27 protein-coding genes and 2 pseudogenes are annotated in these 24,730 nt (G+C 72.4%); 19 read left to right on the plus strand and 10 right to left on the minus strand.

Annotated features, from left to right (window positions below):
• On the plus strand, positions 1 to 847 hold an 847-nt coding region (locus ABZV94_RS26150), incomplete at its 5' end, for a CAP domain-containing protein (RefSeq protein ID WP_356344293.1).
• Positions 848 to 854: 7 nt separating this feature from the next.
• Here ABZV94_RS26150 and ABZV94_RS26155 read toward each other — a convergent pair.
• The 3 genes and pseudogenes from ABZV94_RS26155 to ABZV94_RS26165 form a co-directional block, all read right to left on the minus strand.
• Positions 855 to 974, minus strand: a pseudogene (locus tag ABZV94_RS26155) (AraC family transcriptional regulator); the annotation flags it as partial.
• A gap of 65 nt (positions 975 to 1,039) precedes the next feature.
• On the minus strand, positions 1,040 to 1,906 hold the full coding sequence (locus ABZV94_RS26160) for a CAP domain-containing protein (RefSeq protein WP_356344296.1): 867 nt from the start codon (positions 1,904 to 1,906) through the stop codon (positions 1,040 to 1,042).
• 471 nt (positions 1,907 to 2,377) lie between these two features.
• Entirely contained in the window at positions 2,378 to 2,572 is a 195-nt protein-coding gene (locus ABZV94_RS26165) for a DUF2795 domain-containing protein (RefSeq protein ID WP_014670942.1), read from the minus strand.
• Positions 2,573 to 2,757: 185 nt separating this feature from the next.
• On the opposite strand from ABZV94_RS26165, the gene ABZV94_RS26170 reads away from it, so the two are divergent.
• From ABZV94_RS26170 to pqqB, 6 genes are all read left to right on the plus strand, one after another.
• Positions 2,758 to 2,940: a hypothetical protein gene (locus tag ABZV94_RS26170; RefSeq protein ID WP_356344298.1), complete on the plus strand. Its 183-nt coding sequence runs from the start codon at positions 2,758 to 2,760 to the stop codon at positions 2,938 to 2,940.
• A 14-nt stretch (positions 2,941 to 2,954) separates the two neighbouring features.
• Positions 2,955 to 3,083: a hypothetical protein gene (locus tag ABZV94_RS26175; protein WP_356344301.1), complete on the plus strand. Its 129-nt coding sequence runs from the start codon at positions 2,955 to 2,957 to the stop codon at positions 3,081 to 3,083.
• An 87-nt stretch (positions 3,084 to 3,170) separates the two neighbouring features.
• Positions 3,171 to 4,700 (plus strand): cytosine permease, encoded by a 1,530-nt coding sequence (locus tag ABZV94_RS26180; RefSeq protein WP_356344303.1) that lies wholly within the window; start codon positions 3,171 to 3,173, stop codon positions 4,698 to 4,700.
• The gene (locus tag ABZV94_RS26185) at positions 4,697 to 5,284 is read left to right on the plus strand and encodes an isochorismatase family protein (protein WP_356344306.1); all 588 of its coding nucleotides are present in this window, start codon (positions 4,697 to 4,699) and stop codon (positions 5,282 to 5,284) included. Before ABZV94_RS26180 ends, ABZV94_RS26185 begins: the two co-directional genes overlap by 4 nt.
• Positions 5,285 to 5,638: 354 nt before the next feature.
• Positions 5,639 to 6,037: an SseB family protein gene (locus ABZV94_RS26190; RefSeq protein WP_103816097.1), complete on the plus strand. Its 399-nt coding sequence runs from the start codon at positions 5,639 to 5,641 to the stop codon at positions 6,035 to 6,037.
• Between the two features lie 179 nt (positions 6,038 to 6,216).
• Positions 6,217 to 7,113 carry a pyrroloquinoline quinone biosynthesis protein PqqB gene (gene pqqB / locus ABZV94_RS26195; protein WP_356344309.1) on the plus strand — a complete coding sequence of 299 codons (897 nt, stop codon included), beginning with the start codon at positions 6,217 to 6,219 and terminating at the stop codon, positions 7,111 to 7,113.
• On the opposite strand, the gene ABZV94_RS26200 is transcribed toward pqqB, so the two are convergent.
• The 3 genes and pseudogenes from ABZV94_RS26200 to ABZV94_RS26210 all read right to left on the minus strand — a co-directional run.
• Positions 7,110 to 7,544, minus strand: a complete 435-nt coding sequence (locus ABZV94_RS26200; protein WP_356344310.1) for a MarR family transcriptional regulator — start codon at positions 7,542 to 7,544, stop codon at positions 7,110 to 7,112. The two genes, pqqB and ABZV94_RS26200, sit on opposite strands and share 4 nt — an antisense overlap.
• Before the next feature lie 73 nt (positions 7,545 to 7,617).
• Complete coding sequence (locus ABZV94_RS26205; RefSeq protein WP_356344312.1) at positions 7,618 to 7,968, minus strand: VOC family protein; 351 nt, start codon at positions 7,966 to 7,968, stop codon at positions 7,618 to 7,620.
• A 136-nt stretch (positions 7,969 to 8,104) separates the two neighbouring features.
• Positions 8,105 to 8,227, minus strand: a pseudogene (locus ABZV94_RS26210) (ATP-binding cassette domain-containing protein); the annotation flags it as partial.
• A 26-nt stretch (positions 8,228 to 8,253) separates the two neighbouring features.
• On the opposite strand from ABZV94_RS26210, the gene ABZV94_RS26215 reads away from it, so the two are divergent.
• Genes ABZV94_RS26215 through ABZV94_RS26225 form a run of 3 tightly spaced genes read left to right on the plus strand, consistent with a single transcriptional unit; the run spans position 8,254 to position 9,973 of the window.
• Entirely contained in the window at positions 8,254 to 8,457 is a 204-nt protein-coding gene (locus ABZV94_RS26215) for an ATP-binding protein (protein ID WP_356344350.1), read from the plus strand.
• Positions 8,454 to 9,173, plus strand: a complete 720-nt coding sequence (locus tag ABZV94_RS26220; RefSeq protein WP_356344314.1) for a response regulator transcription factor — start codon at positions 8,454 to 8,456, stop codon at positions 9,171 to 9,173. Before ABZV94_RS26215 ends, ABZV94_RS26220 begins: the two co-directional genes overlap by 4 nt.
• A gap of 47 nt (positions 9,174 to 9,220) precedes the next feature.
• On the plus strand, positions 9,221 to 9,973 hold the full coding sequence (locus ABZV94_RS26225) for a hypothetical protein (protein ID WP_356344317.1): 753 nt from the start codon (positions 9,221 to 9,223) through the stop codon (positions 9,971 to 9,973).
• Here the strand turns inward: ABZV94_RS26225 and ABZV94_RS26230 are convergent.
• The 4 genes from ABZV94_RS26230 to ABZV94_RS26245 are packed head-to-tail and all read right to left on the minus strand — an operon-like array spanning position 9,954 to position 14,123.
• Complete coding sequence (locus ABZV94_RS26230) at positions 9,954 to 10,985, minus strand: LacI family DNA-binding transcriptional regulator (protein ID WP_356344319.1); 1,032 nt, start codon at positions 10,983 to 10,985, stop codon at positions 9,954 to 9,956. The genes ABZV94_RS26225 and ABZV94_RS26230 overlap by 20 nt on opposite strands.
• Positions 10,982 to 11,887: a carbohydrate ABC transporter permease gene (locus ABZV94_RS26235; RefSeq protein WP_356344321.1), complete on the minus strand. Its 906-nt coding sequence runs from the start codon at positions 11,885 to 11,887 to the stop codon at positions 10,982 to 10,984. The genes ABZV94_RS26230 and ABZV94_RS26235 overlap by 4 nt, the downstream gene beginning before the upstream one ends.
• Positions 11,884 to 12,810, minus strand: coding sequence for a sugar ABC transporter permease (locus ABZV94_RS26240; protein ID WP_356344323.1), 927 nt, complete (start codon positions 12,808 to 12,810; stop codon positions 11,884 to 11,886). The genes ABZV94_RS26235 and ABZV94_RS26240 overlap by 4 nt, the downstream gene beginning before the upstream one ends.
• Positions 12,807 to 14,123, minus strand: a complete 1,317-nt coding sequence (locus ABZV94_RS26245; RefSeq protein ID WP_356344325.1) for an extracellular solute-binding protein — start codon at positions 14,121 to 14,123, stop codon at positions 12,807 to 12,809. The genes ABZV94_RS26240 and ABZV94_RS26245 overlap by 4 nt, the downstream gene beginning before the upstream one ends.
• 236 nt (positions 14,124 to 14,359) lie before the next feature.
• Between ABZV94_RS26245 and ABZV94_RS26250 the strand changes: the two genes are divergently transcribed.
• The 9 genes from ABZV94_RS26250 to ABZV94_RS26290 all read left to right on the plus strand — a co-directional run bounded on the left by ABZV94_RS26250 (position 14,360) and on the right by ABZV94_RS26290 (position 24,631).
• Positions 14,360 to 16,381 carry a beta-galactosidase gene (locus tag ABZV94_RS26250; protein WP_356344328.1) on the plus strand — a complete coding sequence of 674 codons (2,022 nt, stop codon included), beginning with the start codon at positions 14,360 to 14,362 and terminating at the stop codon, positions 16,379 to 16,381.
• 108 nt (positions 16,382 to 16,489) lie between these two features.
• Complete coding sequence (locus tag ABZV94_RS26255; RefSeq protein ID WP_356344331.1) at positions 16,490 to 18,052, plus strand: glycosyl hydrolase 53 family protein; 1,563 nt, start codon at positions 16,490 to 16,492, stop codon at positions 18,050 to 18,052.
• A gap of 189 nt (positions 18,053 to 18,241) precedes the next feature.
• On the plus strand, positions 18,242 to 18,529 hold the full coding sequence (locus ABZV94_RS26260) for a helix-turn-helix domain-containing protein (RefSeq protein ID WP_356344333.1): 288 nt from the start codon (positions 18,242 to 18,244) through the stop codon (positions 18,527 to 18,529).
• Between the two features lie 53 nt (positions 18,530 to 18,582).
• Positions 18,583 to 19,542, plus strand: coding sequence for an SMP-30/gluconolactonase/LRE family protein (locus ABZV94_RS26265; RefSeq protein WP_356344335.1), 960 nt, complete (start codon positions 18,583 to 18,585; stop codon positions 19,540 to 19,542).
• 68 nt (positions 19,543 to 19,610) lie between these two features.
• Complete coding sequence (locus ABZV94_RS26270) at positions 19,611 to 20,072, plus strand: CrcB family protein (protein ID WP_356344338.1); 462 nt, start codon at positions 19,611 to 19,613, stop codon at positions 20,070 to 20,072.
• Positions 20,073 to 20,448: 376 nt separating this feature from the next.
• Complete coding sequence (locus ABZV94_RS26275; protein WP_356344340.1) at positions 20,449 to 21,285, plus strand: undecaprenyl-diphosphate phosphatase; 837 nt, start codon at positions 20,449 to 20,451, stop codon at positions 21,283 to 21,285.
• A gap of 174 nt (positions 21,286 to 21,459) precedes the next feature.
• The gene (locus tag ABZV94_RS26280) at positions 21,460 to 22,137 is read left to right on the plus strand and encodes a FadR/GntR family transcriptional regulator (RefSeq protein WP_356344353.1); all 678 of its coding nucleotides are present in this window, start codon (positions 21,460 to 21,462) and stop codon (positions 22,135 to 22,137) included.
• A complete protein-coding gene (locus ABZV94_RS26285) occupies positions 22,134 to 23,573 on the plus strand; it encodes an amino acid permease (RefSeq protein ID WP_356344341.1) in 1,440 nt (479 codons plus the stop codon). Before ABZV94_RS26280 ends, ABZV94_RS26285 begins: the two co-directional genes overlap by 4 nt.
• Before the next feature lie 41 nt (positions 23,574 to 23,614).
• A complete protein-coding gene (locus tag ABZV94_RS26290; protein ID WP_356344355.1) occupies positions 23,615 to 24,631 on the plus strand; it encodes an asparaginase in 1,017 nt (338 codons plus the stop codon).
• The last annotated feature ends 99 nt before the right edge of the window (positions 24,632 to 24,730 follow it).

The raw sequence follows: 24,730 nt of genomic DNA on the forward strand, positions 1-24,730 counted from the left end.
GGTGCACGCCGCCGAGCCGGACGCCGCCGCCGGACCCGGCGCAAGCCGCTCCGGTGACCCCGTCGGTCTGCGGGCCGCCCGCCGTCGTCCGAGCGGGCGCGGCGAGGCACGGCGACGGCGGCGGCGGATCCGGCGCCGGGCCGTCGGGGGCGCCGTGGTGGCGGCCTGCGTGGCCGGCGGCGGCCTCTGGTACTTCGGTACCGGCTCCGGACCGGCGGACACCAGCGAGGCGACCGCAGCGCGGACCCCCGGCGCCCCCGTCGTGGACCTCGCTGAACCGAGCGCCGTCGAGACCTCCGCGTCGCCCTCGGCGTCCGCGTCGCCGTCCCCGTCTCCCACGAAGAGGAAGCCGGGCGTCACCAAGAGCCCCCGCCCCGCGCGGAGGAGCACCACCCCGCGGGCCCAGCCGGCCGCGCCCACGACCCCCCGCGCCTCCCGTACCCCGCGGGCACAGCCCGCGCCCACCGGCACGGTGGCCCAGGTGGTCGCGCTCGTGAACAAGGAGCGCGCGGCGGCGGGATGCGGCCCGGTCACCGAGGACCCGCAGCTGGACAAGGCCGCCCAGGGCCACTCCGACGACATGGCCGCCCGCGGCTTCTTCGACCACACCGACCCGGACGGCGCCGGCCCCGGCGAGCGCATCACCGCGGCGGGCTACCGCTGGTCCACGTACGGCGAGAACATCGCGAAGGGCCAGCAGACCCCGCAGGCGGTGATGGACTCCTGGATGAACAGCCCCGGCCACCGCGCCAACATCCTCAACTGCGCGTTCAAGGACATCGGCGTGGGCGTCCACGACGGTTCGGGCGGCCCGTGGTGGACCCAGGCCTTCGGCGCCAAGCTCTGAGGCGCGGTCAGGAGCGGGGAACGCCGCCCGGCGTGTGCCCGGAGGCGTGCCGCAAGACATCGGTCAAGGCGCCGGCCGAGGACCAGCCGCACCGGTGCGCCACGGCGGTCACCGGCGCGTCCTCGGCCGGCGGAACAGGGCGTCGTACGGCCGCGCCCTGTGCCGCCATTGCCGGCACCCCGCCGTCGGCCCTCAGCGGGCCGTGCCGAAGTCCTGGGTCCAGTAGCTGCCGGGCTGGGCGAGACCGACGCCGATCTCCTTGAACCCGCAGTTGAGGATGTTGGCCCGGTGGCCCGGGCTGGACATCCAGCCCGCCATGACCTGCTCCGCCGTGCTGTAGCCGTAGGCGACGTTCTCGCCGTAGCTGCTCCAGGTGTAGCCGGCCCGCGTGATGCGGTCGCCCGGGGACGAGCCGTCGGATCCGGTGTGCGACATGTTCTGGTGGGCCGCCATGTCGTCGCTGTGGGCCTGCGCGGCCTTGGTGAGCGTCGCGTTGAGCGTCAGGGGCTGGCAACCGGCCTTGGCGCGCTCGCTGTTCACGAGGCGCACGATCTCGGCGGTGACCCCGGACGCCGTGGTGGTGGGCGCCGGGCTGCTCGGCGCGGTGGTGGCGGCGGGAGCCGGAGCGTTGGTGGCGGGAGCGGTGGTGGCCGCGGGAGCGGCGGGGGCGGGGGCGCCGGACGCGGGGGTGCTGGGCGCGGGGGTGCGCCTGACCTTGTGGGCCACGGCCTTCTTCTTGTGCGGCCTGTTCTTCCAGGCGTGCGAAGGCGCGCTCGGCCGGGTCGTCGGATGCGTCGTGGCCAGGGAGGTGGGCGGCACGCTGCTCTGGGGCACGGTGGTCAGCGGTGCGCCGGTGGGGTACCCGTTGCTGTCGTGATCTTTGGGCGCGTACTGCCACTGCCCCACGGGTGCGCTCGTCGCGGTGGTCTGCGCCGGGTCGTCCGTGCCGTACGGCCACTCGGAACAGGCCAGGGCGACGGATGGCACGCCCACGGCGCCGATGGCGGCGGCGGTGACGACTATTCGCCGGTAGTGCTTGGTCTTGCGGTGCTGGCCCATCGTCAACCTCACTCGGTGATCGCGGAGCGCTCATTCTCAAGACGGCTTCACACCGAGTGCAAAGGGTGGTTGCTACTACCTGGCTTCGTAGGCCGGCACGGCTCTTGTCAGACGGCCGGAGAGATGCCGACTTCGCAACAGCGACGTTTGCGCAATGCTGTCGGGCCGTCAGAAGGGAGGTCTCGTCGGACGATGCGGCGGGGTGCCGAGCGGTGCGCGTGCCGCGGGCCGGACCGTGGCGCCCACGCACGGCAAGCCGGACAAATCTCATATGTCGCGGGAGCCGCGTCTACTATCCGCCCCGCTTAGTGGCCGACCCCGCTGTGAGGGATGTCACTTCTGACCGGGTCGCCGGGGAGTGGCGTGACGGAGACCGTCGACACGACTCCGGAGAGCGGCGGGCGGCGCCCCCCATCACGTGGCGGCCGGGGCGAAAGCCTCCGGCCGCCACGGACCCGTGTCCGGTCGCCGTCACTCGTTCTGGAAGACGGCCTTGCTGACCTCGGCGGGGTTCTCGAACTTCTTCTTCCCGAGATGAGAGATCCGCTCGGTGATCTCCTTGGGCGCGTGGTTGTTCTCGGCGACCTTCCGAAGCTGGTCGGAAGTGGCCGGGTAATCCGCGCCCGACAGGGCTTTCTGCAGGTCAGGTGGGGTGATACCCGCCATGGCTCCTCCAGGCGGTGAGTTGGTTCACGATCATCGGACCGGCGCCGCATGCTGCGCCGGACTGGTCAGGTACCCACCCGACGGAAGCGGATTCAGGGATTCCGTGGGTGAGGGGTCCGGTGTCGCACGGGGTACCCGGGGAGCCCGGAACAGCGCGCACGCGTGAGAGGACCGGAGAGCATCCGATGAGCGAGAACACCCCTTCCCAGGCCGAGGGCGAACGAGAGCCGGGCGCCCCCGAGGCCGAACAGCCGCCGCGCACCACTCCGTCACAGGCGGAAGGAGCGGACCCCGCCGACGAGGACACCGCCGGAGAGAACACGAACGAGGCCACGGACCAGACCACGGACGAGAGCGGCGGCGCGTAAGGAGACGCCAAGGCATGGCACACGCCGACGTCCCCCACGCCGGCCGACGGGCGGGGCAGGCGCGCCACGGCGGCAGGCCGGGACCCTCCCCGCACCCGCCGGAGGAGCCGAAGACCCCGATCCAGGAGGAGTCCGACCGCTGACCGGCCGAACCGGGCTTGCCGCGGCGCCCGTGAGGGCAGACTAGCGTGATCGAACACGTCCGGACAGGCAGGGCAGGTGGCTCGGCGATGACGTACCCGCACGATCCTCTCGACGGCGCAGCCACCGGCCCCCTGGGCGGCGGAGCCACCGGCCGTCCCCTCCAACTGGAGACGCACGGGCTCGACGTGATCGCGGACTCGGAGCGCCGGGGCACCCCGCGCTCCCTGTTCTGGCCCTGGTTCGGGGCCAACGTGTCCGTGCTCGGGCTCAGTTACGGCGCCTTCGCCTTCGGCTTCAACATCTCCTTCTGGCAGGCCCTCGCCTCCGGCGTACTCGGCATCGCCGTATCGTTCCTGCTCTGCGGCTTCGTCGCGGTCGCCGGGAAGCGCGGCTCGGCCCCCACCATGGTGCTCAGCCGGGCCGCGTACGGCGTGCGCGGCAACCGGCTGCCGTCCGTGATCTCCTGGATGCTCACCGTCGGCTGGGAGACCGTCCTCACCGCGCTCGCCACGATGGCCACCGCCACCGTCTTCGACAGCCTGGGCTGGGGCGGCGGCACCGAGACCAAGGCGGTCGCCCTCATGGTGGTGGCCGCGCTGACCGTCGTCGGCGGGGTCATGGGCTTCGACCTGATCATGCGGCTGCAGACCTGGATCACCGTGATCACCGGCGTGCTCACGATCGTCTACGTCATCCTGGTCGCCGACGACATCCACTGGAGCACTGTCAGCGCGGTCCCGGCGGGTTCGGCGCAGGAGTTCCTCGGCGCGCTGGTGTTCATGATGACCGGCTTCGGCCTCGGCTGGGTCAACGCCGCCGCCGACTACTCCCGCTATCTGCCCCGCGACTCCTCCAGCCGGGGCGTGATCGGCTGGACCGCCTTCGGCGCTTCCCTCGCGCCGCTCGTCCTGCTGGTCTTCGGCCTGCTGCTGGCCGGTTCCTCCGCTCAGCTGAGCAAGGCCATCGCCGCCGACCCGATCGGCGCGCTGGCGACGCTCCTGCCGACCTGGTTCCTGGTGCCGTTCGCCCTGGTCGCGGTCCTCGGCCTGGTCGGCGGCGCCGTCCTCGACATCTACTCGTCCGGGCTGGCCCTGCTCTCCGCCGGCCTGCGGGTGCCCCGCTATGTGGCCGCGTTCTTCGACGGCGTGCTGATGATCGCCGGCGCGATCTACATCGTGTTCTTCGCTGACACCTTCCTCACCCAGTTCATGGGCTTCCTCACCACCCTTGGCGTGCCCATCGCCGCCTGGGCCGGTGTCATGCTCGCCGACCTGGCCCTGCGCCGCCGCGACTACGACGACGGCGACCTGTTCCGCCCGCAGGGCCGCTACGGCGACGTCCCGCTCCGCCCGCTGGTGCTCACCGTCGCCGCCACGGCCGTCGGCTGGGGCCTGGTCACCAACAGCGCCGCGCACTGGCTGACCTGGCAGGGCTATCTGCTGGAGCCGTTCGGCCTCGGCGGCAGGACCGGCGCCTGGGCCTACGCCAACCTGGGCGTCCTCGTCGCCCTGGCCCTCTCCTTCCTCGGCACGCTCCTGCTGGGCCGGTCCCGGATCCGCTCCCAGGAGGCCCGGGAACCGAGCCCGGCGCTCGACGACGGGGTGCTCAACCCATGAGCGCCGCACACCCCGGCGCCCGGGCCCCGCGCACGAGCCCCGGACACCTTGCCGTCATCGACATGCAGCGCGTCTTCGCCGATCCGGCGAGCCCCTGGGCCACCCCCCGGTACGCCGACGCGGCAGCCGGCGTGCGCGCCCTGCTGCCGGCCTTCCCCGGCCGCGCCACCTTCACCCGCTTCCTGGCCCCTCAGCGGCCGGCCGGCGCCTGGCGCGCCTACTACGACCAGTGGCCCTTCGCCCGCCGGCCACCGGACGACGAACTGTGGGCACTGACCGACGACTTCGCCGGCCTCGCGGAGCACGTCATGGACGCCACCACCTTCGGCAAATGGACCCCCGAACTCGCCGCCCGCACCGGCCCGGACGGCCGCCTGGTGCTGGCCGGCGTCAGCACCGACTGCTGCGTCCTGTCCACCGCCCTCGCCGCCGCGGACGCCGGCGCGGAGGTGCTGGTCGTGGCGGACGCCTGCGCCGGCGTGGACGACGACTCCCACGTGAGGGCCCTGCAGATCATGGAGCTGTACCGGCCGCTGGTCCGGGTCACCACCGTCGACGACCTGCTCGCGGGGGCCGGGTCGTGACCGGTGCGCCCGGTGTCGCACAGGGAGAAGCCGTCGTGGTCCGGGGGCGGTGGGCACGGGGCAGCGGGCACCGGCCCGGACGAACGGCTCCGCCCCCGCGCGGGTCGTAGCGGGCCGCCGGCGGAGTCGGGCGGGGGCGGGGGGCTCAGTAGAACCGGTCGTTCCGCGCTGACCGGGTCGTTCGGCGCTGACCGGGTCGTTCCGCACCCGCTGCCCGGTCCACCGCCCCGTCACCGGACCTCCCGCCGATCCCCACGCATGCCGGGGACCGCACCGGGTACGCGAGGCGGGAGCCCGTCCGGGCACGAGTCCGCCCGGACGGCCCGTACGACCGCCGCTACCTGGGGATCAGCCATGGAGACACCCGCACACGACGCCCAGCCCACGCCGGCCCAGCAGGCACTGGACGCGCTGGCCGAGAACGCCGAGGACCAGGCCGCCCTGGACACCCTCGCCCACAGCGACGTCCTGGTCCCCGTACCGGACGACGCGGTGGACGGCGAGGGCGCCGACGCCTCGACGGTGGCCCTGCCCGTCCTGGAACAGCCCGGGGGCGACCCGGTCGTCCCGGTGTTCACCACGGAGGGCGAGATGGCGGAGCTGCTGCCGTTCGTCTCGCGCTACCGTCTGATCCCGCTCGGCGCGCTCGCCGCCCAGTGGCCCGAGGGAGACCTCTCCCTGGCCATCGACGGCAGTTCCGCGCACGGGCTGACCCTCACCTCCCAGGGGGTGCGCACCCTGCTGGCCCGGTGACCCGGCGCCCCTGACGGGCGCGGACGCCCGGCGCGCGACCGCACACGGTGCGCACCCGCGCGCGGGCCCACGCGCACCGGTCCAGGACGGCCGGAAGTGCTCCCCGTCGCCGGTGGTCACCGGCCGTTCCGGCGGGAAGATCCCAGCGGAGGACGAGTCGGGCGAGCGCGAAGGAGCCGATGGTCGTGAAGGTCGTCCTGCTGGGCACCGCCGCCGGGGGCGGCTTCCCGCAGTGGAACTGCGCCTGCGCGCTGTGCGCCGCGGCCCGGGAGGGCAAGCTGGCCTCCCGCACGCAGGAGTGCGCCGCCGTCACCGGCAACGGCCGCGACTGGTGGCTGCTGAACGCGTCCCCGGACCTGCGGACGCAGCTCGCCGCCACGCGGGCCCTGTGGCCCGGCCCCGGACCCCGGCAGACCCCGCTGCGCGGAGTGCTGCTCACCGACGCCGAGGCCGACCACGTGACCGGTCTGACCGAGCTGCGCGGGGCGGCGGGGTTGAAGGTCCATGCCGCGGCCCCGGTGCGCGCCGCCCTCGCCCCCGCCCGCGCCGCGCTGGACCGCTACGCCCCCTGGGAGTGGGCCGACAGCCTGGCCGACGGAGGCTTCGTGCTGGCCGGCGGGCTCGTGGTGACGGCCCATCCGGTGGGGACGAAGGTCCCGAAGTACGTACCGGACCGGGCGTCCGCGCCCCCGGGCCCCTGGGTGACGGCGTACCGCATCGAGGACCTGGCCACCGGGGGAGTGCTGGTGTACGCGCCGTGCGTCGGAGCCTGGAGCCCCGTTCTGGACGGGCTGTGCGCCGAGGCCGACTGCGTGCTGCTGGACGGCACCTTCTTCGCCGCCGACGAGATGGGCACGGCCGTGCGCTCCGGCGCCGGGCAGGCCGCCATGGGACACCTGCCGGTCACCGGCCCGCAGGGCTCCCTGGCCGCCCTGGCCCGGCATCCCCGCGCGCGCCGGATCTACACCCACCTCAACAACACCAACCCGCTCCTCGACCCCGCGTCGCCGGCACGCGCGCGCGTGGCCGAGTACGGTGCCGAGGTCCTGCCGGACGGGACGGAGCTGGTGCTCTAGGCGGCCGGTTCTCCGGCGTGGGCCCCGCGCCGCCGCCCTTCCTTCCCGGCCAGCATCCGCCGCAGGACCGCCCGCTGCACCGGCAGCACCCGGGCGTGCAGCGCCCGGCCCTCGGGGGTGAGGGCGACCCACACGCCGCGCCGGTCCTCCGCGCACACCGAGCGCTCCACCAGGCCGTCCTTCTCCAGCCGGCCGATGAGCCGGGACAGCGCGCTCTGGCTGAGGTGCACCCGGCCGACCAGGTTCTGCACCCGGCACTGGTCACCCTGCCGGGGCGACTCGGCCGCCAGGATGTCCAGCACCTCGAAGTCGCTGGCGCCCAGCCCGTGCGGATGCAGGGCGCGGTCGATCTCGCACATCGTGCGCGCGTGCACCGCGAGGATGTCCCGCCAGCGTTCTTCGAGCCGGGTCTCGGCCGTCGTGCCTGCCATACCCGCACGGTAGCACCGATTCGGCCAATCGTTGAGTGTGCAACTAGTTCTTGGTGCAGCGGGGCATGCGATGTCAGGCCGCCGGGTCCTGGAGCAGGCCCACGAGGTTGCCGTCAGGGTCCTTCACGAAGGCGATCAGCCGGCCGCCGCCGACGTCCTGCGCGTCCTGCAACAGCTCGGCACCCGCCGCCAGCAGCGCCGAAAGCCGCTCCCGCAGATCCGCCACGTGCCAGTACGGCACCGGCCCGGTCATGCCCTTGGCGTGCCCGTTCGGGTCGAGACCGACGTCCTGGCCGGCGGCCTTGAAACCGACGTAGTACGGCTCGTCCGCGTACGGCTCGACACCCAGCAGCGCGCCGAACAGGGCCTTGGCGCGCCCCAGGTCCTTCACCGGGTAGATGATCGTCTGCAGGCCTGCGGTCATGGTGCTCACTCCTTCGAGGTGCGGGACCCGACGGTTCCCCGTCGGTGCTCTCACGCTAGGGCCGGAGAGCCCGCCGCGGCTTCTCCGATCCTGACCGCTTGCCGCGTCACTCGTTGTGCAGCACCTCGGCGACGTGGTCCATCACCTGCTCCCCGGCCCGGCTGTCCAGCGCACCGGTCGGCTCGTCCGCCGGCAGCAGCCCCGGCCGGTTCATCAACGCCCGTGCGACCGCGCCCCGTTGCCGCTCGCCGCCGCTGAGCACCGCCGGCTGCGCCGGACCACGCCCTGCGCGTCGAGATCCTCAACACCGGCCCCAGTGTCCTCACCGGCACCGCACCGGCCGGCCGTGCGCCGCACGCCGAGGGCACCGGGCGCGGCCTGCTCGGCCTGCGGGAACGGGTCGCCGTCTACGGCGGTGATCTGGACGCCCGGCGAAGACCGGGCGGCGGCTTCCGCGTCCGGGCCCGCATCCCCCTGGACCGTCCGTGACCCCGGACGCGCCCGAACGGGCGCCCCGCGTCCTGATCGCCGACGACCAGACGCTGATCCGGACCGGCTTCCGGCTGATCCTCACCGCCCGGGGCATCGAGGTGGCCGGCGAGGCCGCCGACGGGGCCGAGGCCGTCGCCGCGGTCCGCGAACTCCGGCCGGACGTCGTCCTCATGGACATCCGCATGCCGGTCATGGACGGCCTGGAGGCCACCCGGCGCATCCTGGCCGAGGCCCCCGGCTGCCGGGTACTCATGCTGACCACGTTCGACCTGGCCCGGTACGTGTACACGGCCTTGTCGATCGGGGCCGGCGGCTCCCTGCTCAAGGACGTCACCCCCGAACACCTGGCGGCGGCCGTACGGCTCGTCGGCACCGGTGACGCCCTGCTCGCGCCGCAGATCACCCGGCGCCTGGTGGAGCGGTACGCGGCCGAGGCCGAGCGGAGCATCCCGGACGCACCGGCCGGCCTGGCCGCGCTCACACCCCGCGAGCGGGAGGTCCTGACGCTGATGGGCCGCGGACTGTCCAACGGCGAACTGGCCACCGAGCTCACCCTGAGCGAGGCCACGGTCAAGTCCCACGTGGCCCGCGTCTTCGCCAAGCCGGGCCTGCGCGACCGCGCCCAGGCGGTGGTCCTCGCCTACCAGACGGGGCTGGTGAGGCCGGGGCAGCCGCGTGGAGATGCCGTACGGGCGCCCGGGAACCGTACCTGAGTAGCCGTACTCATGCGGGTGCGCGGCATCCGCCCGAGACTGCCTCCATGAGGCCACTCTTCGGCACGACAGCCCGCGCTCGGCGATCGGTCCGGCTCCGTCGCGTCGGCAGCCGCACGGTGCCCCTCGCCCTGTGCGCGTTGCTCCTGGCCGCGTGCGGCAGCGAACGAGGAGGCGGCGAACAGGCCGGGCGGGACGGCGCCGGCAGCCGGTCCGTGGCGGCCCGCCCGCCCTCCGAGGGCCCCGAGTTCATCGGGTTCATGGAGCTGCTCGACTCGGTCGCGGAGCCGTGCGTGCCCCAGGCGTCGGCCACCGTCGCGCCCGAGCCGTCAGAGCCGCCCGAGCCGTCAGAGCCGCCCGAGCCGTCAGAGCCGGGACGGCCGCGGACCGCGCCCACGTCCCCGCCCGCGCTTCCCGGCGGGCCGCCGGCCCCGGACGCCACCGGCACCCCCGTGAACCCCCGTGCGGAGGTGGCGCTGAGCGGTGTCGAGAAGTGCGCGGCCCGTGCTCACACCCGGCGGATCACGGACGTCCTCGGCAGGACGCCCGATCCCACCCCGCGCGAGGTCAAGGACGCGCTGCGCGGCCTCGGTTACCTCGACGAGCGCATCCACGGCCCCCGGCGGTCCGCCGGCGGTGTGGTCTTCACGCTCGACCTGCGGATCATGGGCGGACAGCTGTGCCTGGACGGCACCGTCAGCGGCACGAGGACAGCCGCGGTGGCGTACGGGGCGTCGCCGCGGGTCTCCTGCCAGAAGGTGCGCCGGAGCGCACCCGACGTCACGTCGAGTCGCGCCTGACCAGCTCCGTCGGCAGGATCACCGCCGCCGGGTCCTCACCGCCGATCTGGGCGAGCAGCACCCGCACCATCTCGTTGCTGATCCGGTCCCACGGCTGCCGGATGGTGGTGAGCGCCGGGGTGGCGGCGGTCGCCGCCGGGGAGTCGTCGAAACCGCCGACGGCGATGTCCTCGGGCACCCGCTTCCCGGCCCGGTGCAGGGCCGCCAGCACACCCTGCGCCATCAGGTCGGAGGCCACGAACACGGCGTCCATGTCCGGCGCCTGCGCCAGCAGCCGCTCCGCGCCCGCCTCACCGCTGGCCCGGCTGTAGTCACCGGAGACGACGAGCCGCTCGTCGGCCTCGATGCCCGCCTCGGCGAGCACCTCCCGGTACCCGGCGAGCCGCTCCACACCGCCCGGGGTGTCCAGCGGACCGGTGACCACCCCGATACGGCGCCGGCCCAGCGACAGCAGATGCCGGACCATGTCCCGGGCGCCGTCCCGGTCGTCGGCGGCGACGTAACTGACCTTCGAGCCGAGCCCGATCGGCTTGCCGCACGCCACCAGCGGCACGCCCGCCGCCCGCAGCTCCTCGGCGACCGGATCGCCGGAGTGGCTGGAGACCAGCAGCACCCCGTCGACGTGCCCGGCGGTGATGTACCGCGTGATGCGCCGCCGTTCGTCCTCGGTGCCCGCCAGCATCAGCAGCAGCGGGACGTCGTGCGCGGCCAGCGCCTGGGTGCAGCCGCGCAGCAGGACGTTGAAGTTGGGGTCCTCGAAGAACCGCTCCTGCGGCTCGGTCAGCAGGAAGCCCACGGAGTCGGAGCGTCCCGTGATCAGCGAACGGGCGTGCCGGTTCACGACGTACCCGGTCTTGCGGATGGCGGCGTTGACCGCCTCCTGTGCGGCGGGGCTGACGTAGTGGCCGCCGTTGAGCACACGCGAGACGGTGCCGCGCGAGACGCCTGCCTCGCGCGCCACGTCGTGGATCGTCGGCGGTCTGCGCCGGCCCCCCGTATTGCTCATGGTCATGACTTTACGGCCCCGGACAGCAGATCGAGGCTCCAGAAGCGCTGGATGACCAGGAAGAGGGCGATCAGCGGGAGCACCGCGAGGAACGCGCCCGTGATCACCAGGGTGTAGAGCGCGGGCGTGTTGGAGCCCTGCTCCAGCAGCGTGTACAGACCGAGCGTGAGCGGGAACTTCTCGTCGTCGCTCAGCATGATGAACGGCAGCAGGAAGTTGTTCCAGATCGCGACGAACTGGAACAGGAACACCGTGACCATGCCGGGGATCATCATCGGCAGCGCGATCCGGGTGAAGATCCGCCACTCGCTCGCCCCGTCCATCCGCCCGGCCTCGACCACGTCGGCCGGCACGGCGGCCGACGCGTAGATCCGGGCCAGGTAGACGCCGTACGGGGAGAGGATCTGCGGCAGCAGCACGGACAGGTAGGAGTCCGTGAGGTCGGCCTTCGCCAGCAGCAGGTACTGCGGGATCGCGAGGATCACCGGTGGCATCAGGACGCCCGCCAGCAGGATGCTGAACATCGTCTCGCGGCCCTTGAAGCGGTAGGTCGCGAGCGCGTAGCCGCTGCACGCCGAGACGGCGGTGGACAGCAGGGCGCCGAGACCGGCGTACAGGGCCGAGTTGCCCATCCACTCCCAGTAGATGCCGTCCCGGTAGGCGTTCAGGTCCTTGAGGTTGCCGGCGAAGCCGGTGCCGGGCAGGAAGGTGAACGTGGAGAACAGTTCGTGCCCGGACTTCGTCGACGCGATCACCACCCAGGCGACCGGGAGGAGGGTGTAGAGCGCGCCGAGCAGCAGCGTGACCGTCGGGATCAGCGCGATACGGCGGCGCGACCGCGGCCCCTGCGCGGTGCCGGGGGTGGTGCCGGCGGCGGGAGCCGCCTTGCGGACGGCGAGGGTGCTCATCGCGCTGCCTCCTGCTTGTTCCGGCGGTTCGCGGCCCGCAGGAAGCCGAACGACAGCAGCAGCGTGACGACGGCGATCAGCGTGGCCTCGGCCGCCGCCGAGTAGATGTCGTTGCGGCCGAAGGCGTCCTGGTACACCTTCATCAGCGGACTCCAGGTCGTGCTGACCGAGTTGGTGAGCGGTTTGAGGGTGGTCGGCTCGTTGAACACCTGGAGCGTCGCGATGATCGAGAAGAATAGGGTCAGCACCAGCGACGGCGCCACCATCGGGATTTTGATCCGCAGCGCCACCTGCAACGGGGTGGCGCCGTCCAGCTTCGCCGCCTCGTAGACCTCGGCCGGGATGGACCGCAGCGAGGTGTAGATGACGATCATGTTGAAGCCGGTGCCGCCCCAGACCGCGATGTTCGACAGGGCGAGATAGAGCGGACCGCCGTCCAGCAGGTCGGGCTGCGGCAGGCCCAGCCTGTCGAGCACGAAGGAGAACGGGCTGACGTCCGGCAGGTACAGGAAGCCCCACAGCAGCGCGGCCACCACGCCGGGGATGGCGTACGGCAGGAAGATCGCGAGCCGGGTGAACGGGGCGAGCCGCACCTTCTCGGAGTCCAGCATCAGCGCGAACAGCAGCGCGAGGCCGAGCATCACCGGGACGACGACGCAGCCGTAGCCGAGCACGCGCAGCGCGCCGTGCAGCAGTTCGCCGTCGTGGAAGGCCCCGGTGTAGTTCTCGAAGCCGGCCCACACCTCCTTGCGCGCGCCCGATCCGAGGCCGAGGCCGGAGACGCGCACCTTGCGGAAGCTGAGCCAGACCGCGTAGCCGATGGGCAGCGCGAAGAAGAGGGCGAACAGGACCGTGGCCGGGAGGAGGAAGCCGTACGGGGCCCCCTTGACCCCGTACGGCCTCCGGCTGGTGGAGCCGCTCACGGAGCGACCTCGAAGCCCTGCTTCTTCAGGTCGGCGACCGTGTCGTCCTGCACCGTGCGCAGGGCGGCGGTGAAGTCCGACTTGTTCTTGGCGGCGGCGCCGAAGGCGTCCTTGAAGGAGGTGTAGGCGACGTTCACGTTCGGGCCCCACGCGGACGGCGCGGTGGTCTTCGCGATGCCGGCCGCCTTGGTGTAGAAGTCCGGCTGGTTGTCGAAGTACGCCGGCGGATTGGAGAAGGCGCCGCTGAGCTGGGCGGAGGTGGAGGCCGGGTAGATGCCGCCCTCCTTCGCCAGCGCGTTCAGGGCGTCGTGGTCGGTGTTCAGCCAGGCCGCGAACTTCGCGGCGGCCTCCTGGTGCGCGGAGTCGGTGGTCACCGCCGTCGAGGAGCCGCCCCAGCTGCCGGTGACGTCCTGGTCGGCCGACCACTGGGGGAGCGGGGCCATGGCCCACTTGCCCTTGGTGTCGGGCGCCGCCGTGGTCAGCGTGCCGGGTGCCCACACGGCGCTCACCCAGGCGATCTGCCGACCCGTGTTCAGTGCCTTGTTCCAGGACGGGGTGTACATCGGCTGGTTGTCGATGACGCCCTCCTTGACCAGGCCGCCCCAGAAGTCGGCGACCTTGCGGGTGGCGGCGTCGTCGATGCCGACCTTCCACTTGTCGCCGGAGGTGGTCCACCACTTGGCGCCGGCCTGCTGGGCGAGGCCCGCGAAGAGACCGGAGTCGTTGGCGGAGAAGGTGGTCAGGTCCTTGTCCGGCGCCTTCTTCTTCAACTGGCGGGCGGTCTCGGCGAACTGCTCCCACGTGGTGGGGACCTTCAGGCCGTAGCTCTTGAAGAGGTCCTCGCGGTAGTAGAACATCATCGGGCCGATGTCCTGCGGCACCGCGTAGACGGCGTCCGTGCCGAGCGTGGTCTGCTGCCAGACGCCCTCGGCGAACTTGTCCTTGACGTCGCCGACGTCCTTGGAGATGTCGGCCAGCGCGTCGTTGCTGACCAGGGTCGGCAGCGCCTGGTACTCGGCCTGCACCAGGTCGGGGGCCTTCTTCGCCTTGTGCGCGGTGAGGATCTTGGTGACCAGCGTGTCGCCGGACGCCTGCTTCTTCACCGTGACGGTGATCCGGTCCTCCTTCCCCGGCCCCTTGTTCCACAGGTCCACGACCTTGTCCATGCCGGGCGTCCACGTCCAGTACGTGAGCGAGACGGGACCCGACTCGGCCTGGGTGTCGTCCCCGGAACCGCAGGCGGCGAGGGCGGTGGCGCCGAGGGACACGGCGAGGGCGGTTGTCACGAGGCGACGGCGCTTCGTGTGCGGCATGGTTTCTCCCCTGACCTGGGTCCCCGCCCGCTGCGGGGACCTGCCATGCAGATGTGCACGTTCACATGACCCGGGTGCTCCTGGCTCCGAAGCCCCTGCCATGCTGCTGTGAGCGTTCACAGTAGAGAAACGTCCCGGACACTTGTCAATGGTTGTTGCTGTGCGGTTATGTTGGGCTCGCACCGCCAATGATGTGTGTGCACGTTCCCAAATGATCGATTTCCCGGGAGGCATCCATGCCGGACACCAGCCCCAGGGGCCTCACCAGGCTCGCCTTCGGCGGGGACTACAACCCCGAGCAGTGGCCGGAGTCCGTCTGGCAGGAAGACGTCGCGCTGATGCGCGAGGCCGGCGTCACGATGGTGAGCGTCGGGATCTTCTCCTGGGCACTGCTGGAGCCGGCGCCGGGGGAGTACGACTTCGGCTGGCTCGACCGGGTCATCGGCCTCCTGCACGAGAACGGCATCCGCGTCGACCTCGGCACACCCACCGTGGTACCGCCCGCCTGGTTCTACCGGGCCCACCCCGAGGCCCTGCCGGTCACCGCCGAGGGCACGCGCTACGAGTTCGGCTCGCGCGGCGCGATCTGCCACAGCAACGCCGACTACCGCGCCGCCGCCGCGAACATCACCACCCGGCTCGCCGAGCGCTACGGCGACCACCCGGCGCTCGCCCTGTGGCACGTCCACAACGAGTACGGCGTCCCCGTCTCGGCCTGCTACTGCGAGTCCTGCGCGGAGCTGTTCCGCCGCTGGCTCGCCGACACCTACGGCACCGTCGCCGCCGTCAACGACGCCTGGGGCACGGCCTTCTGGGGCCAGCACTACACCGACTTCGCGCAGATCAACCCGCCCCGGGCCACCCCGACCGTCGGCAACCCGGGCCAGGCCCTCGACTACAAGCGCTTCGCCGACGCCACCATCCGGGACAACTTCCGCGCCGAGCGGGACATCCTGCACCGCCTCTCACCGGGCGTGCCGGTCACCACCAACTTCATGACCGCGCTCAGCCAGTGCGACTCCCTGGACTACTGGGCGTGGGGCCGCGAGGTCGACCTCGTCACCAACGACCACTATCTGATCACCGACGGGCGCCGCACCCACGTCAACCTCGCGATGGCCGCCGACCTCACCCGCTCCGTCGCCGGCGGCGCGCCCTGGCTGCTGCTGGAGCACTCCACCTCCGGCGTCAACTGGCAGCCCCGCAACCCCGCCAAGGCACCCGGTCAGATGGCCCGCAACTCCCTCGCGCACGTGGCGCGCGGCTCCGAGGGCGCGATGTTCTTCCAGTGGCGCCAGTCCCGGCGCGGCGCCGAGAAGTTCCACTCGGCGATGCTGCCGCACGGCGGCACCGACACCCGCGTCTGGCGCGAGGTGACCGAACTCGGCCGCACGGTTGCGGCGTTGGGCGAGATCCGGGGCACCCGCACCGAGGCCGACGCGGCCATGCTGTGGGACTGGCAGTCCTGGTGGGCGCAGGACCTCTCCTGGCGCCCCAGCGAAGACCTGGACGCCCGCGAGCGCGCCGACTCCTTCTACGAGGTGCTCTACGACCGCCACCTCACCGTCGACTTCGCCCACCCGGAGGCCGACCTGTCGCGGTACCCGCTCGTCGTCGTGCCGGCCCTGTACCTGATGACGGAGGCCGCCGGGAACAACGTCCGGGAGTACGCCGAGAACGGCGGCACACTCGTGGTGTCGTACTTCTCCGGCATCGTCGACGAGCACGACGCCGTCCACGAGGGCGCCTACCCGGGGGCGCTGCGCGATGTCCTCGGGCTCACGGTGGAGGAGTTCTCGCCGCTGCTGAAGGACGAGCGGGTCCGCCTGACCGGCCCGGACGGCTCCGAGCTGACCGGGGACATGTGGACGGAGTTCGTGGTCCCGCGCGGTGCCGAGACCGTGTGGACGTACGCCGACGGGCTCACCGCGGGCCGCCCCGCCGTCACCCGGCACCGGCTCGGCCGGGGCACCGCCTGGTACGTCTCCACCCGCCTCGACGCCCAGGGCCTGGACGCGCTCATCGGCTGGGCGGCCGACGACGCCGGCCTCGCCCCGCGCGCCGACCTGCCCCGTGACGTCGAGGTCGTGCGCCGCCGCGGCGAGTCGGGCACCTACCTCTTCGTCATCAACCACACCGCCGGCGACACCAAGGTGCCGCTGGACACGCCCGGCACCGAACTGCTGACGGGCGAACGCGCCGCGGGCCGCCTCGCGGTCCCGGCGGGAGCCGTCCGGGTCGTGCGACTCGACGGCTGAGCCGACCCCCCTCCGCCCGCGTGTGCCACGAGAGCCGTGGGCGGAGGGGCTCTCCTCCGGCCCGCCGGAGGACGCCCTCCCCCCATTACGTCGAAGGGACGACGGACGATGAAGTTCCCTCCCGGACGCACCCTCAGGGCCCTGCTGCCGCCGCTCGCGGCCGGGCTCGCCCTCACCGCCCTGCCCGCCCAGTCCGCCCACGCAGCGAGCACCCTCACCAACGGCGGCTTCGAGTCGGACGGCACCGGCACGGCCACACCCGCCGGCTGGTCCGAGTACGGCGACACCGGCGCCTCGTACACCGAGTCCGGTGGCCGCAGCGGGAGTTACCGCCTCAGCCACTACGCGTCGTCCGCCTACAAGGTGGAGACCTACCAGTACCTGTCCGGGCTCGCCAACGGGACCTACACGCTGACGGCGTGGGTCCGCTCCAGTGGCGGCCAGAAGGCCGCGTACCTGGCGCTGAAGAACTGCGGCAGCGCGGAACAGCGCACCGGTCTGCCGATATCGTCCAGTGGGTGGATCCGCATCGTCACGTCGGTCAAGGTGACCGGCAACCAGTGCACCATCAGCGTCAACAGTGACGCGAACGCCGGCAACTGGATCAACGTGGACGATCTCACCTTCACATCCGGCGGCACGGGTACGTCGATCCATGGCGCCGACATCTCCTCCCTCGCCAAGAGCGAGGCCAAGGGCGGCGTCTACAGGACGAGTTCCGGCGCGACGGGGGACGCCCTGTCCATCCTCGGGTCGTACGGCATGAACTACGCGCGCCTGAAGGTCTGGGTGAACCCGGCCGACGGCTTCAACGACAAGGCACACGTCCTCGCGACGGCCCGGCGCGTCAAGGCGCAGGGCATGAAGCTGCTGGTGGACTTCCACTACTCGGACAGCTGGGCGGACCCGGGCCGGCAGGACAAGCCGGCCGCGTGGACGGGCCATACGTACAGTCAGCTGAAGACGGACGTGTACCAGCACACGTACGACGTCCTGAGCGCCTTGAAGGCCCAGGGCACCACCGCCGACATGGTCCAGGTGGGCAATGAGATCAACGGCGGCATGCTGTGGTCCGAGGGATCCACGGACGACTGGAGCCGGCTCGCCGGGTTGATCAACTCCGGCTACGACGCCGTCAAGGCGGTCAACCCGTCCACCCCGGTCGCGCTGCACCTGGCCAAGGGCGGGGACAAGGCCGGCACCGAGTGGTGGTTCGACAACGCGGTCGCGAACGGCGTCAAGTTCGACGCGATCGGCCTGTCGTACTACGGCTACTGGCACGGCCCGCTCGCGGACTTCCAGAGCACCCTGGACGACGCGGCCGGCCGCTACGGCAAGCCGGTGTTCGTCGCCGAGACGGCCTACCCCTTCCGGCTGGACAGCGACGACGCCCTCACCAACCAGATCGACACCACCGGCGAACTGGTCCCCGGCTACCCGGCGACCGTGGCCGGCCAGACCAAGTGGATGAACGACGTGGCGAGCATCGTGGAGGCCGTCCCGAACGGCCGCGGTCTCGGCGTCTTCTCCTGGGAGGCGACCTGGACCGCCGTCACCGGCAACGGCTGGGACCCGGCGGACACCACGTCCGGCAACGGCTGGGAGAACCAGGCCCTGTTCGGCTACGACGACAAGGCGCTGCCCTCCATGACGTGGTTCGGCCACCGCTGAGCCCTCCGTGACGGGGCCCGGTCGCGCGCGGCGGCCGGGCCCCGCCGTCTTCCCGGGCGACGCGACCCTCCGTCGGTCGCACGGCCGTTCGGTACCGGACAACGGCCGCCGAGTCGCGGACGCGGCGGCGTCGCCCGCGCCACAGTGGGAAGACTGCGTACGAGGAGGCGGGGACGGGAGGACGGACGGATGATGGGGACTCCCTCGGGCCGGATGCGGCAGACCATCCTGTACTGGCTCAAGGACCCGTCGGCCCACTTCCCCGCACCGCGCCGCCGCGACACCGCCGAGACCGGCGTCACCGCGCGGGCCATCGCCGCCAAGCTGGGCGTGCCCCGCCGGACCGCCCTCGCCCACCTCGACTTCCTCACCCGCCTCGGAGTTCTGCGCACCCGCCGGATCCGCGGCCGCACCCACTACCGGCGCGACGAGATCCGCATCGCCGAGGTGGCCCGGATGTTCGAGAAGGGCTGGTGACGGGGACCGAAACGGGGCGGCTGCCGCAGGGGCACCGACGGAAGGGACCGCGCATGCACCGACCCACGGCACTCGTACCGCTCCACCACGTCTCCCTGCGCGCCCGCGGCCCCGAGGACGTCGTCGCCGATCCGCACGGGCGCGTGCTGACCGGAGTGGCGGACGGACGCATCCTCCGCGTCCACCACCCCGGCGACCCGCGCAGGGCCCGGACCGAGGTGCTGGCCGGGACCGGCGGCCGTCCCCTCGGGCTGGAACTCCTGCCGGACGGCGACCTGGTGGTGTGCGACGCCGAACGGGGCCTGCTGCGCGTCAGCACGCACGACGGCACCGTCCGCGTCCTCGCCGACACGGTGGCGGGGGAGCGGCTCCGCTTCTGCAGCAACGCCGTCGCCCTGCCCGACGGCACCGTGTACTTCACCGTCTCCAGCCGCCGCCACCCCCTGGACCGGTGGATCGGCGACATCGTGGAACACACCGGTACCGGACGTCTGCTCCGGCTCGCCCCCGGGGACCGGGAACCGGAAGTCGTGCTGGAGGGGCTCCAGTTCGCCAACGGGCTCGCCCTCGGCGGCGACGGCTCCTTCCTGGTGATCGCAGAGACCGGCTCCTGCCGGCTCACCCGCTGCCGGCTCACCGGTCCCCGCGCCGGAGACGCCGAGCCCTTCGCCGACCTCCCCGGCATGCCGGACAACCTCTGGCGCGAAGGCCCGGACGGGCCGGTCTGGGTCGCCCTGGCAGGCCCCCGTCTCCCCCCGCTCGACCTGCTGCACCGCACCCGGCCGGCCATCCGCCGCGCCGCCGCACGGGTCGCCGTCCACGCGCCGTACCGCCCGAGCGGGACCGTCGGCGTCGTCGCCGTCGACGACCGGGGCCGGACCGTCCACCACCTCACCCGCGGGCACTCCGGATTCCGCATGGTCACCAGCGTGTGCGCCGTCGGCGACCACCTGGTGCTGGGCAGCCTCTGGGAGTCCGGTGTGGCGGTCTGCGCCCGGCCCGCCGCCCGCTGAGGCGGCGGTACCCTGGTCCCGGCCTTGATCGTCCGCCGGGACAGGGGCCGAACAGGAGACGTACCAGCATGACCCATCCGGAGACGGAGATCCGCGGCGTCCGGCCCGCACGACGGCGGCGGTCGGAGTGGCGGGCGCAGGCGCCCGTCGTCGCGGTCGTGGCGGCCGGTGGCGCGCTCGGCGCGGTGGCCCGCTACGCACTCGCGCTCGCCTGGCCCGTGCCCGTCGGCCGCTTCCCCTGGGCGACCTTGTGGACCAACGTCTCCGGCTGCGCGGCGATGGGCGTGCTCATGGTGCTCGTCACCGAGGTGTGGGCCGCCCACCGCCTGCTGCGGCCGTTCCTCGGCACCGGTGTCCTCGGCGGTTTCACCACCTTCTCCACCTACGCGGTCGACATCCGCGCGCTGGTCGGCGCCGGCCGTCCCGGCCTGGGACTCGCCTACCTCGCCGCGACGCTCCTCGCGGCCCTCACGGCGGTGTGGTCGGCCTCGGCCGCCACCCGCCGGGCGCTGACCGGGAGGCGGCGATGACGCCGTCCACAGAGGGCCGCGGTGCCGCCTCCCGCAACCGCATGCCAGGTCGCCGTCCCGCCCGCCTCGGACAAAACGGATAGCGGAGGTAAGAAGTCGTTGTGAACCGGCTGCTCGTCATCGCGGGAGCCCTCGGTGGCGCAGGGGTGCCGACGACGTACTCCCGTTCCCCTGCGGGACCCTGTGGCTGACCGAGGCCGGCGCGGGCCTCTACGCTGCCCTGGACGCCGTGGCAAGCGGGACGGCGGGGCTCGCGGCGGCTTTCACCGGGGTCTCACTCGCCGGCGCCCTGGGGGCCCGGGCGCTTGCCGTACGGCCGGGCACAGCAAGTACTGTCTACAGCAATGTCGACCAACTCTCCTCAGAACTGGATCCCATGAGCGCCATCTCCGTCGGTCAGGCCGTCGTCCTCGGAGTAGTCGAGGGGGTGACCGAGTTCCTGCCCGTGTCCTCCACCGGCCATCTGAAGATCGCCGAGGGGCTCATGGACATCCCCGTCGACGACAAGTCCGTCGTCGGGTTCTCCGCCGTCATCCAGGTCGGTGCCATCGCCGCCGTGCTCGTGTACTTCTTCAAGGACATCAAGCGGATCGTCACCGCCTGGTTCCGCGGTCTGACCCACCGCGAGGAGCGCTACCACCACGACTACAAGTTCGCCTGGTGGGTCATCGCCGCCACCATCCCGATCGTGGTGGTGGGCCTGGCCGCGAAGCCGCTGATCGACGGCCCGCTCGCCTCGCTGTGGGTGGTCGCCGGGTCGCTGATCGTCGGCTCGGGCGTGATGTGGGCCGCCGACCAGATGGGCCGGCACAAGCGCGGCGAGGACGACACGTCCTTCAAGGACGCGATGTGGGTCGGCTGCTCCCAGATCCTCGCCCTGCTCTTCCCCGGCTTCTCCCGCTCCGGCGCCACCATGTCGACCGCGCTCATCCTGGACCTGGACCGCGTCGCCGCGACCCGGCTGTCCTTCTTCCTCGGCATCCCGGCCCTGACCGGCGCGGGCCTGTACGAGCTGAAGGACGCCCTCGGTGCGGGGGTCGGCGCCGCCCCGCTGGCCGTCGGCACGATCGTCTCGTTCGTGGTCGCCTACGCCTCCATCGCCTGGCTGCTCAAGTTCGTCGCCAAGCACTCCTTCAACGCCTTCGTGATCTACCGGATCGTCATCGGCGTCGGCCTCCTCGGACTGCTGGCCACCGGCACGCTCAGCAGCTGAGTCCGGCGGCGGGCGAACGCCGCTGATCACCCACGGGGTGCGGATGCCTGCATTCAGGCGCCGCACCCCGTGAATGTTTCCTTACCGGATGCCTTGACAGTGCCCGGCCGCACCCCGCAGGATCGCTCCGTGAACCTGTCAGACAGCCAGACAGCTCCGCGGCGCGTCAGCGCCATGGAAGCGGTGCTCGCCCACCTCCGGGACGCCATCGAGCGCGGCCGGTACGCCGTCGGCGACAAGCTCCCCTCCGAGGCCGAGCTGTGCCGCACCCTGGAGGTGTCCCGGCCCGTCCTCCGCGAGGCGCTGCGCGCGCTGCAGACGATGGGCCTCACCGTCTCCCGGACCGGCAAGGGCACCTTCGTCGTCGCCAACGCGGTGGAGGACCCCACCTTCGGCGACTACGCCGCCAGCGACCTGCTCGAAGTCCGCCGCCACATCGAGATCCCGGTCGCCGGGTACGCGGCCCTGCGCCGCACCCCGGAGAACCTGGACCACCTGGCCCACCTGCTCGACCGCATGGAGCGGGAGACGGACACCACCGCCTGGGTCGCGATGGACACCCTCTTCCACCTCGCCGTGGCCGAGGCCGCCCAGAACCCGGTGTTCCGCCGGGTCATCGAGGAGATCCGCGACGCACTGGCGCGCCAGTCGGCCTTCCTCAACGAGCTGGGCGGGCGCCGGGAGCAGTCCAACCGCGAGCACCGGGCGATCGTCGAGGCGCTGGCCGACGGTTCCGAGCACGACGCCGTGGAGGCCATGAGCCACCACCTCGACCGCGTCGAGACGACCCTCACCGACATCGTGCGTCCCCAGCGGACGGACCCCCCTACGGAAGGCGGACCCGAGGCGTGAGCGAGCAGCACCTCAAAGACGAGACGCGCCCCTCGTCCGGCCATGTCGACGCCGGAGACGCCGGCTACAGCAAAGGTCTGAAGCACCGGCACGTCAACATGATCGCCATCGGCGGTGCCATAGGCACCGGCCTCTTCCTCGGCGCGGGCGGCCGGCTCGCCGACGCCGGGCCCTCCCTCTTCATCGCGTACGCCGTCTGCGGCGTCTTCGCCTTCCTGGTCGTCCGGGCCCTCGGCGAACTCGTCCTGTACCGCCCGTCCTCCGGCGCCTTCGTGTCGTACGCCCGGGAGTTCCTGGGCGAGAAGGGCGCGTACACCGCGGGCTGGATGTACTTCCTGAACTGGGCGACCACCGGTATCGCCGACATCACGGCGGTCGCCACCTACACCCACTACTGGGGCATGTTCTCGGACGTCCCGCAATGGTTGATCGCATTGATCGCCCTCGCGGTCGTGTTGACCGTCAATCTGATCTCGGTCAAGATCTTCGGCGAACTGGAGTTCTGGTTCGCGATCGTCAAGGTCGGCGCGCTCGTCGTGTTCATGTGCATCGGCATCTTCCTGCTCGTCACCCAGCACCCGGTCGACGGCCACCACCCCGGCCCCTCCCTGATCACCGACAACGGCGGCGTCTTCCCGAACGGCCTGCTGCCCATGCTGCTGATCATCCAGGGCGTCGTCTTCGCCTACGCCTCCGTCGAACTGGTCGGCGTGGCCGCCGGCGAGACCGAGAACCCCGAGAAGATCATGCCGAAGGCGATCAACTCGATCATGTGGCGCGTGGGCCTGTTCTACGTCGGCTCGGTCGTCCTGCTGTCGATGCTGCTCCCGTGGAACAAGTACTCCGCCGGCGAGAGCCCCTTCGTCACGGTCCTGTCCCACATCGGCGTCCCGGCGGCCGGCGGTGTGATGAACCTGGTCGTGCTGACCGCCGCCATGTCGTCGCTGAACTCCGGCCTGTACTCCACCGGCCGCATCCTGCGCTCCATGGCGATGAGCGGCTCCGCCCCGAAGTTCACCGGCCGGATGAGCCGCAGCCAGGTGCCGTACGGCGGGATCCTGCTCACCAGCGGCATCTGCGTCCTCGGCGTGGGTCTGAACTACGTCGTCCCCGCCGACGCGTTCGAGATCGTCCTCAACTTCGCGGCGATCGGCATCCTCGCCACCTGGGGCATGATCATGCTCTGCCACCTGCTCTTCTGGCGGAAGACCCGCGGCGGCGAGCTGACCCGGCCGTCCTACCGCCTGCCGGGCTCCCCCTGGACCGAACTCGTGACGCTGGCCTTCCTCGCCTCCGTCCTGGTCCTCATGTACGCCGACGGCGGCGCCGGACGCACCACCGTGCTCTGTCTGCCGCTGATCGTCGCCGCACTGGTCGCGGGCTGGTACGCCATCCGCGCCCGTATGACCCGCACATCCACCGGCGCCGACGCGTGACCCGCGGACCGGCCGACCCCGACCCCATGATTCAGGCAATGATGCACAGCAGTTCCCCCGCCGACGCGCCCGTCGTCCGCGAACCCCTCCACGCCCCCGTCGCCCACCTCGTGCGCGGCGGGGTCGTCGAGGGCATCCACTACGGCTCCGTCGTCGTCCTCGGCCCCGACGGCCAGGTCCGGTTCCAGCTCGGTGACATCGAGGCGGCCTTCTACCCGCGCTCGGCCCTCAAACCCGTCCAGGCCGTGGCCATGCTGCGGGCCGGGCTGCCGCTCGACGGCGCACTGCTGTCGCTGGCCGCCGCCAGCCACTCCGGGGAGGAACGCCACCTCGCCGGTACCCGGCGCATCCTCGAACTCGCCGGCCTCACCGAGGACCACCTGCGCAACGTGCCCGACATGCCGTTCGACCCGGCGGTCCGGGACACCTGGGTCCGCGAGGGCCGGCCGCCCTCCCGGCTCGCCCAGAACTGCTCCGGCAAGCACGCCGCCATGCTGTGGACCGCGAAGCTCAACGGCTGGTCCCTGGACGACTACCTCGCCCCCGGGCACCCGCTCCAGCGGGCCGTCGCCGCCACGGTCGAGGAGCTGACCGGCCAGCGCGTCGCCCGCGTCACCGTCGACGGCTGCGGTGCGCCGCTGTTCTCCATCTCCCTGCACGGACTGGCCCGCGCCCTCGCCCGGATCACCTCCGCCGCGCCCGGCACGCCCGAGGCCCGGGTCGCCGACGCGATGCGCGAGCACGCCGAGATGGCCTCCGGAGCGGGACGTGACGTGGCCGCGCTGATGCGGGCCGTGCCGGGGCTGCTGACCAAGGACGGCTTCGAAGGCGTGCAGGTCGCCGCGCTGCCGGACGGACGGGCCGTCGCCGTGAAGATCGCCGACGGGGCGAACCGGGCGCGGATTCCCGTCGCCGCGGCGGCGCTCGCTCGCGCGGGCGTCGACCCCGCCCTGCTCGTCGAGTTCGCGGGGGAGCCGCTGCTCGGGGGAGGGGAGCCGGTGGGATGCGTACGGGCCGTGCGCGCGCTGGACCCGGTTCCGCTCACCGCCTGCGCGTAGCCCCGCCGGATCGGCCGTCGTGGATCCGCGGGTCCGTCGTGGCTGATCGCGCAGTTCCCCGCGCCCCCTTCCGGGGCGCTTTCCCCTCCGCACCTCAGG

It is taken from the genome of Streptomyces sp. NPDC004658 (assembly GCF_040609555.1).
Lineage (GTDB): Bacteria > Actinomycetota > Actinomycetes > Streptomycetales > Streptomycetaceae > Streptomyces.

Excerpts from the sequence above, each read along its gene's own strand:
- ABZV94_RS26200 (WP_356344310.1), bottom strand. The coding sequence starts at position 7,544 with ATGGCAGGCACGACGGCCGAGACCCGGCTCGAAGAACGCTGGCGGGAC.
- ABZV94_RS26185 (WP_356344306.1), top strand. The coding sequence starts at position 4,697 with ATGAGCGCCGCACACCCCGGCGCCCGGGCCCCGCGCACGAGCCCCGGA.
- ABZV94_RS26280 (WP_356344353.1), top strand. The coding sequence starts at position 21,460 with ATGGAAGCGGTGCTCGCCCACCTCCGGGACGCCATCGAGCGCGGCCGG.
- ABZV94_RS26275 (WP_356344340.1), top strand. The coding sequence starts at position 20,449 with ATGAGCGCCATCTCCGTCGGTCAGGCCGTCGTCCTCGGAGTAGTCGAG.
- ABZV94_RS26170 (WP_356344298.1), top strand. The coding sequence starts at position 2,758 with ATGAGCGAGAACACCCCTTCCCAGGCCGAGGGCGAACGAGAGCCGGGC.
- ABZV94_RS26175 (WP_356344301.1), top strand. The coding sequence starts at position 2,955 with ATGGCACACGCCGACGTCCCCCACGCCGGCCGACGGGCGGGGCAGGCG.
- ABZV94_RS26190 (WP_103816097.1), top strand. The coding sequence starts at position 5,639 with ATGGAGACACCCGCACACGACGCCCAGCCCACGCCGGCCCAGCAGGCA.
- ABZV94_RS26225 (WP_356344317.1), top strand. The coding sequence starts at position 9,221 with ATGAGGCCACTCTTCGGCACGACAGCCCGCGCTCGGCGATCGGTCCGG.
- ABZV94_RS26265 (WP_356344335.1), top strand. The coding sequence starts at position 18,583 with ATGCACCGACCCACGGCACTCGTACCGCTCCACCACGTCTCCCTGCGC.
- ABZV94_RS26250 (WP_356344328.1), top strand. The coding sequence starts at position 14,360 with ATGCCGGACACCAGCCCCAGGGGCCTCACCAGGCTCGCCTTCGGCGGG.
- ABZV94_RS26255 (WP_356344331.1), top strand. The coding sequence starts at position 16,490 with ATGAAGTTCCCTCCCGGACGCACCCTCAGGGCCCTGCTGCCGCCGCTC.
- ABZV94_RS26260 (WP_356344333.1), top strand. The coding sequence starts at position 18,242 with ATGATGGGGACTCCCTCGGGCCGGATGCGGCAGACCATCCTGTACTGG.
- ABZV94_RS26180 (WP_356344303.1), top strand. The coding sequence starts at position 3,171 with ATGACGTACCCGCACGATCCTCTCGACGGCGCAGCCACCGGCCCCCTG.
- ABZV94_RS26245 (WP_356344325.1), bottom strand. The coding sequence starts at position 14,123 with ATGCCGCACACGAAGCGCCGTCGCCTCGTGACAACCGCCCTCGCCGTG.
- ABZV94_RS26270 (WP_356344338.1), top strand. The coding sequence starts at position 19,611 with ATGACCCATCCGGAGACGGAGATCCGCGGCGTCCGGCCCGCACGACGG.
- ABZV94_RS26205 (WP_356344312.1), bottom strand. The coding sequence starts at position 7,968 with ATGACCGCAGGCCTGCAGACGATCATCTACCCGGTGAAGGACCTGGGG.
- ABZV94_RS26230 (WP_356344319.1), bottom strand. The coding sequence starts at position 10,985 with ATGACCATGAGCAATACGGGGGGCCGGCGCAGACCGCCGACGATCCAC.
- pqqB (WP_356344309.1), top strand. The coding sequence starts at position 6,217 with ATGGTCGTGAAGGTCGTCCTGCTGGGCACCGCCGCCGGGGGCGGCTTC.
- ABZV94_RS26160 (WP_356344296.1), bottom strand. The coding sequence starts at position 1,906 with ATGGGCCAGCACCGCAAGACCAAGCACTACCGGCGAATAGTCGTCACC.
- ABZV94_RS26290 (WP_356344355.1), top strand. The coding sequence starts at position 23,615 with ATGCACAGCAGTTCCCCCGCCGACGCGCCCGTCGTCCGCGAACCCCTC.
- ABZV94_RS26165 (WP_014670942.1), bottom strand. The coding sequence starts at position 2,572 with ATGGCGGGTATCACCCCACCTGACCTGCAGAAAGCCCTGTCGGGCGCG.
- ABZV94_RS26235 (WP_356344321.1), bottom strand. The coding sequence starts at position 11,887 with ATGAGCACCCTCGCCGTCCGCAAGGCGGCTCCCGCCGCCGGCACCACC.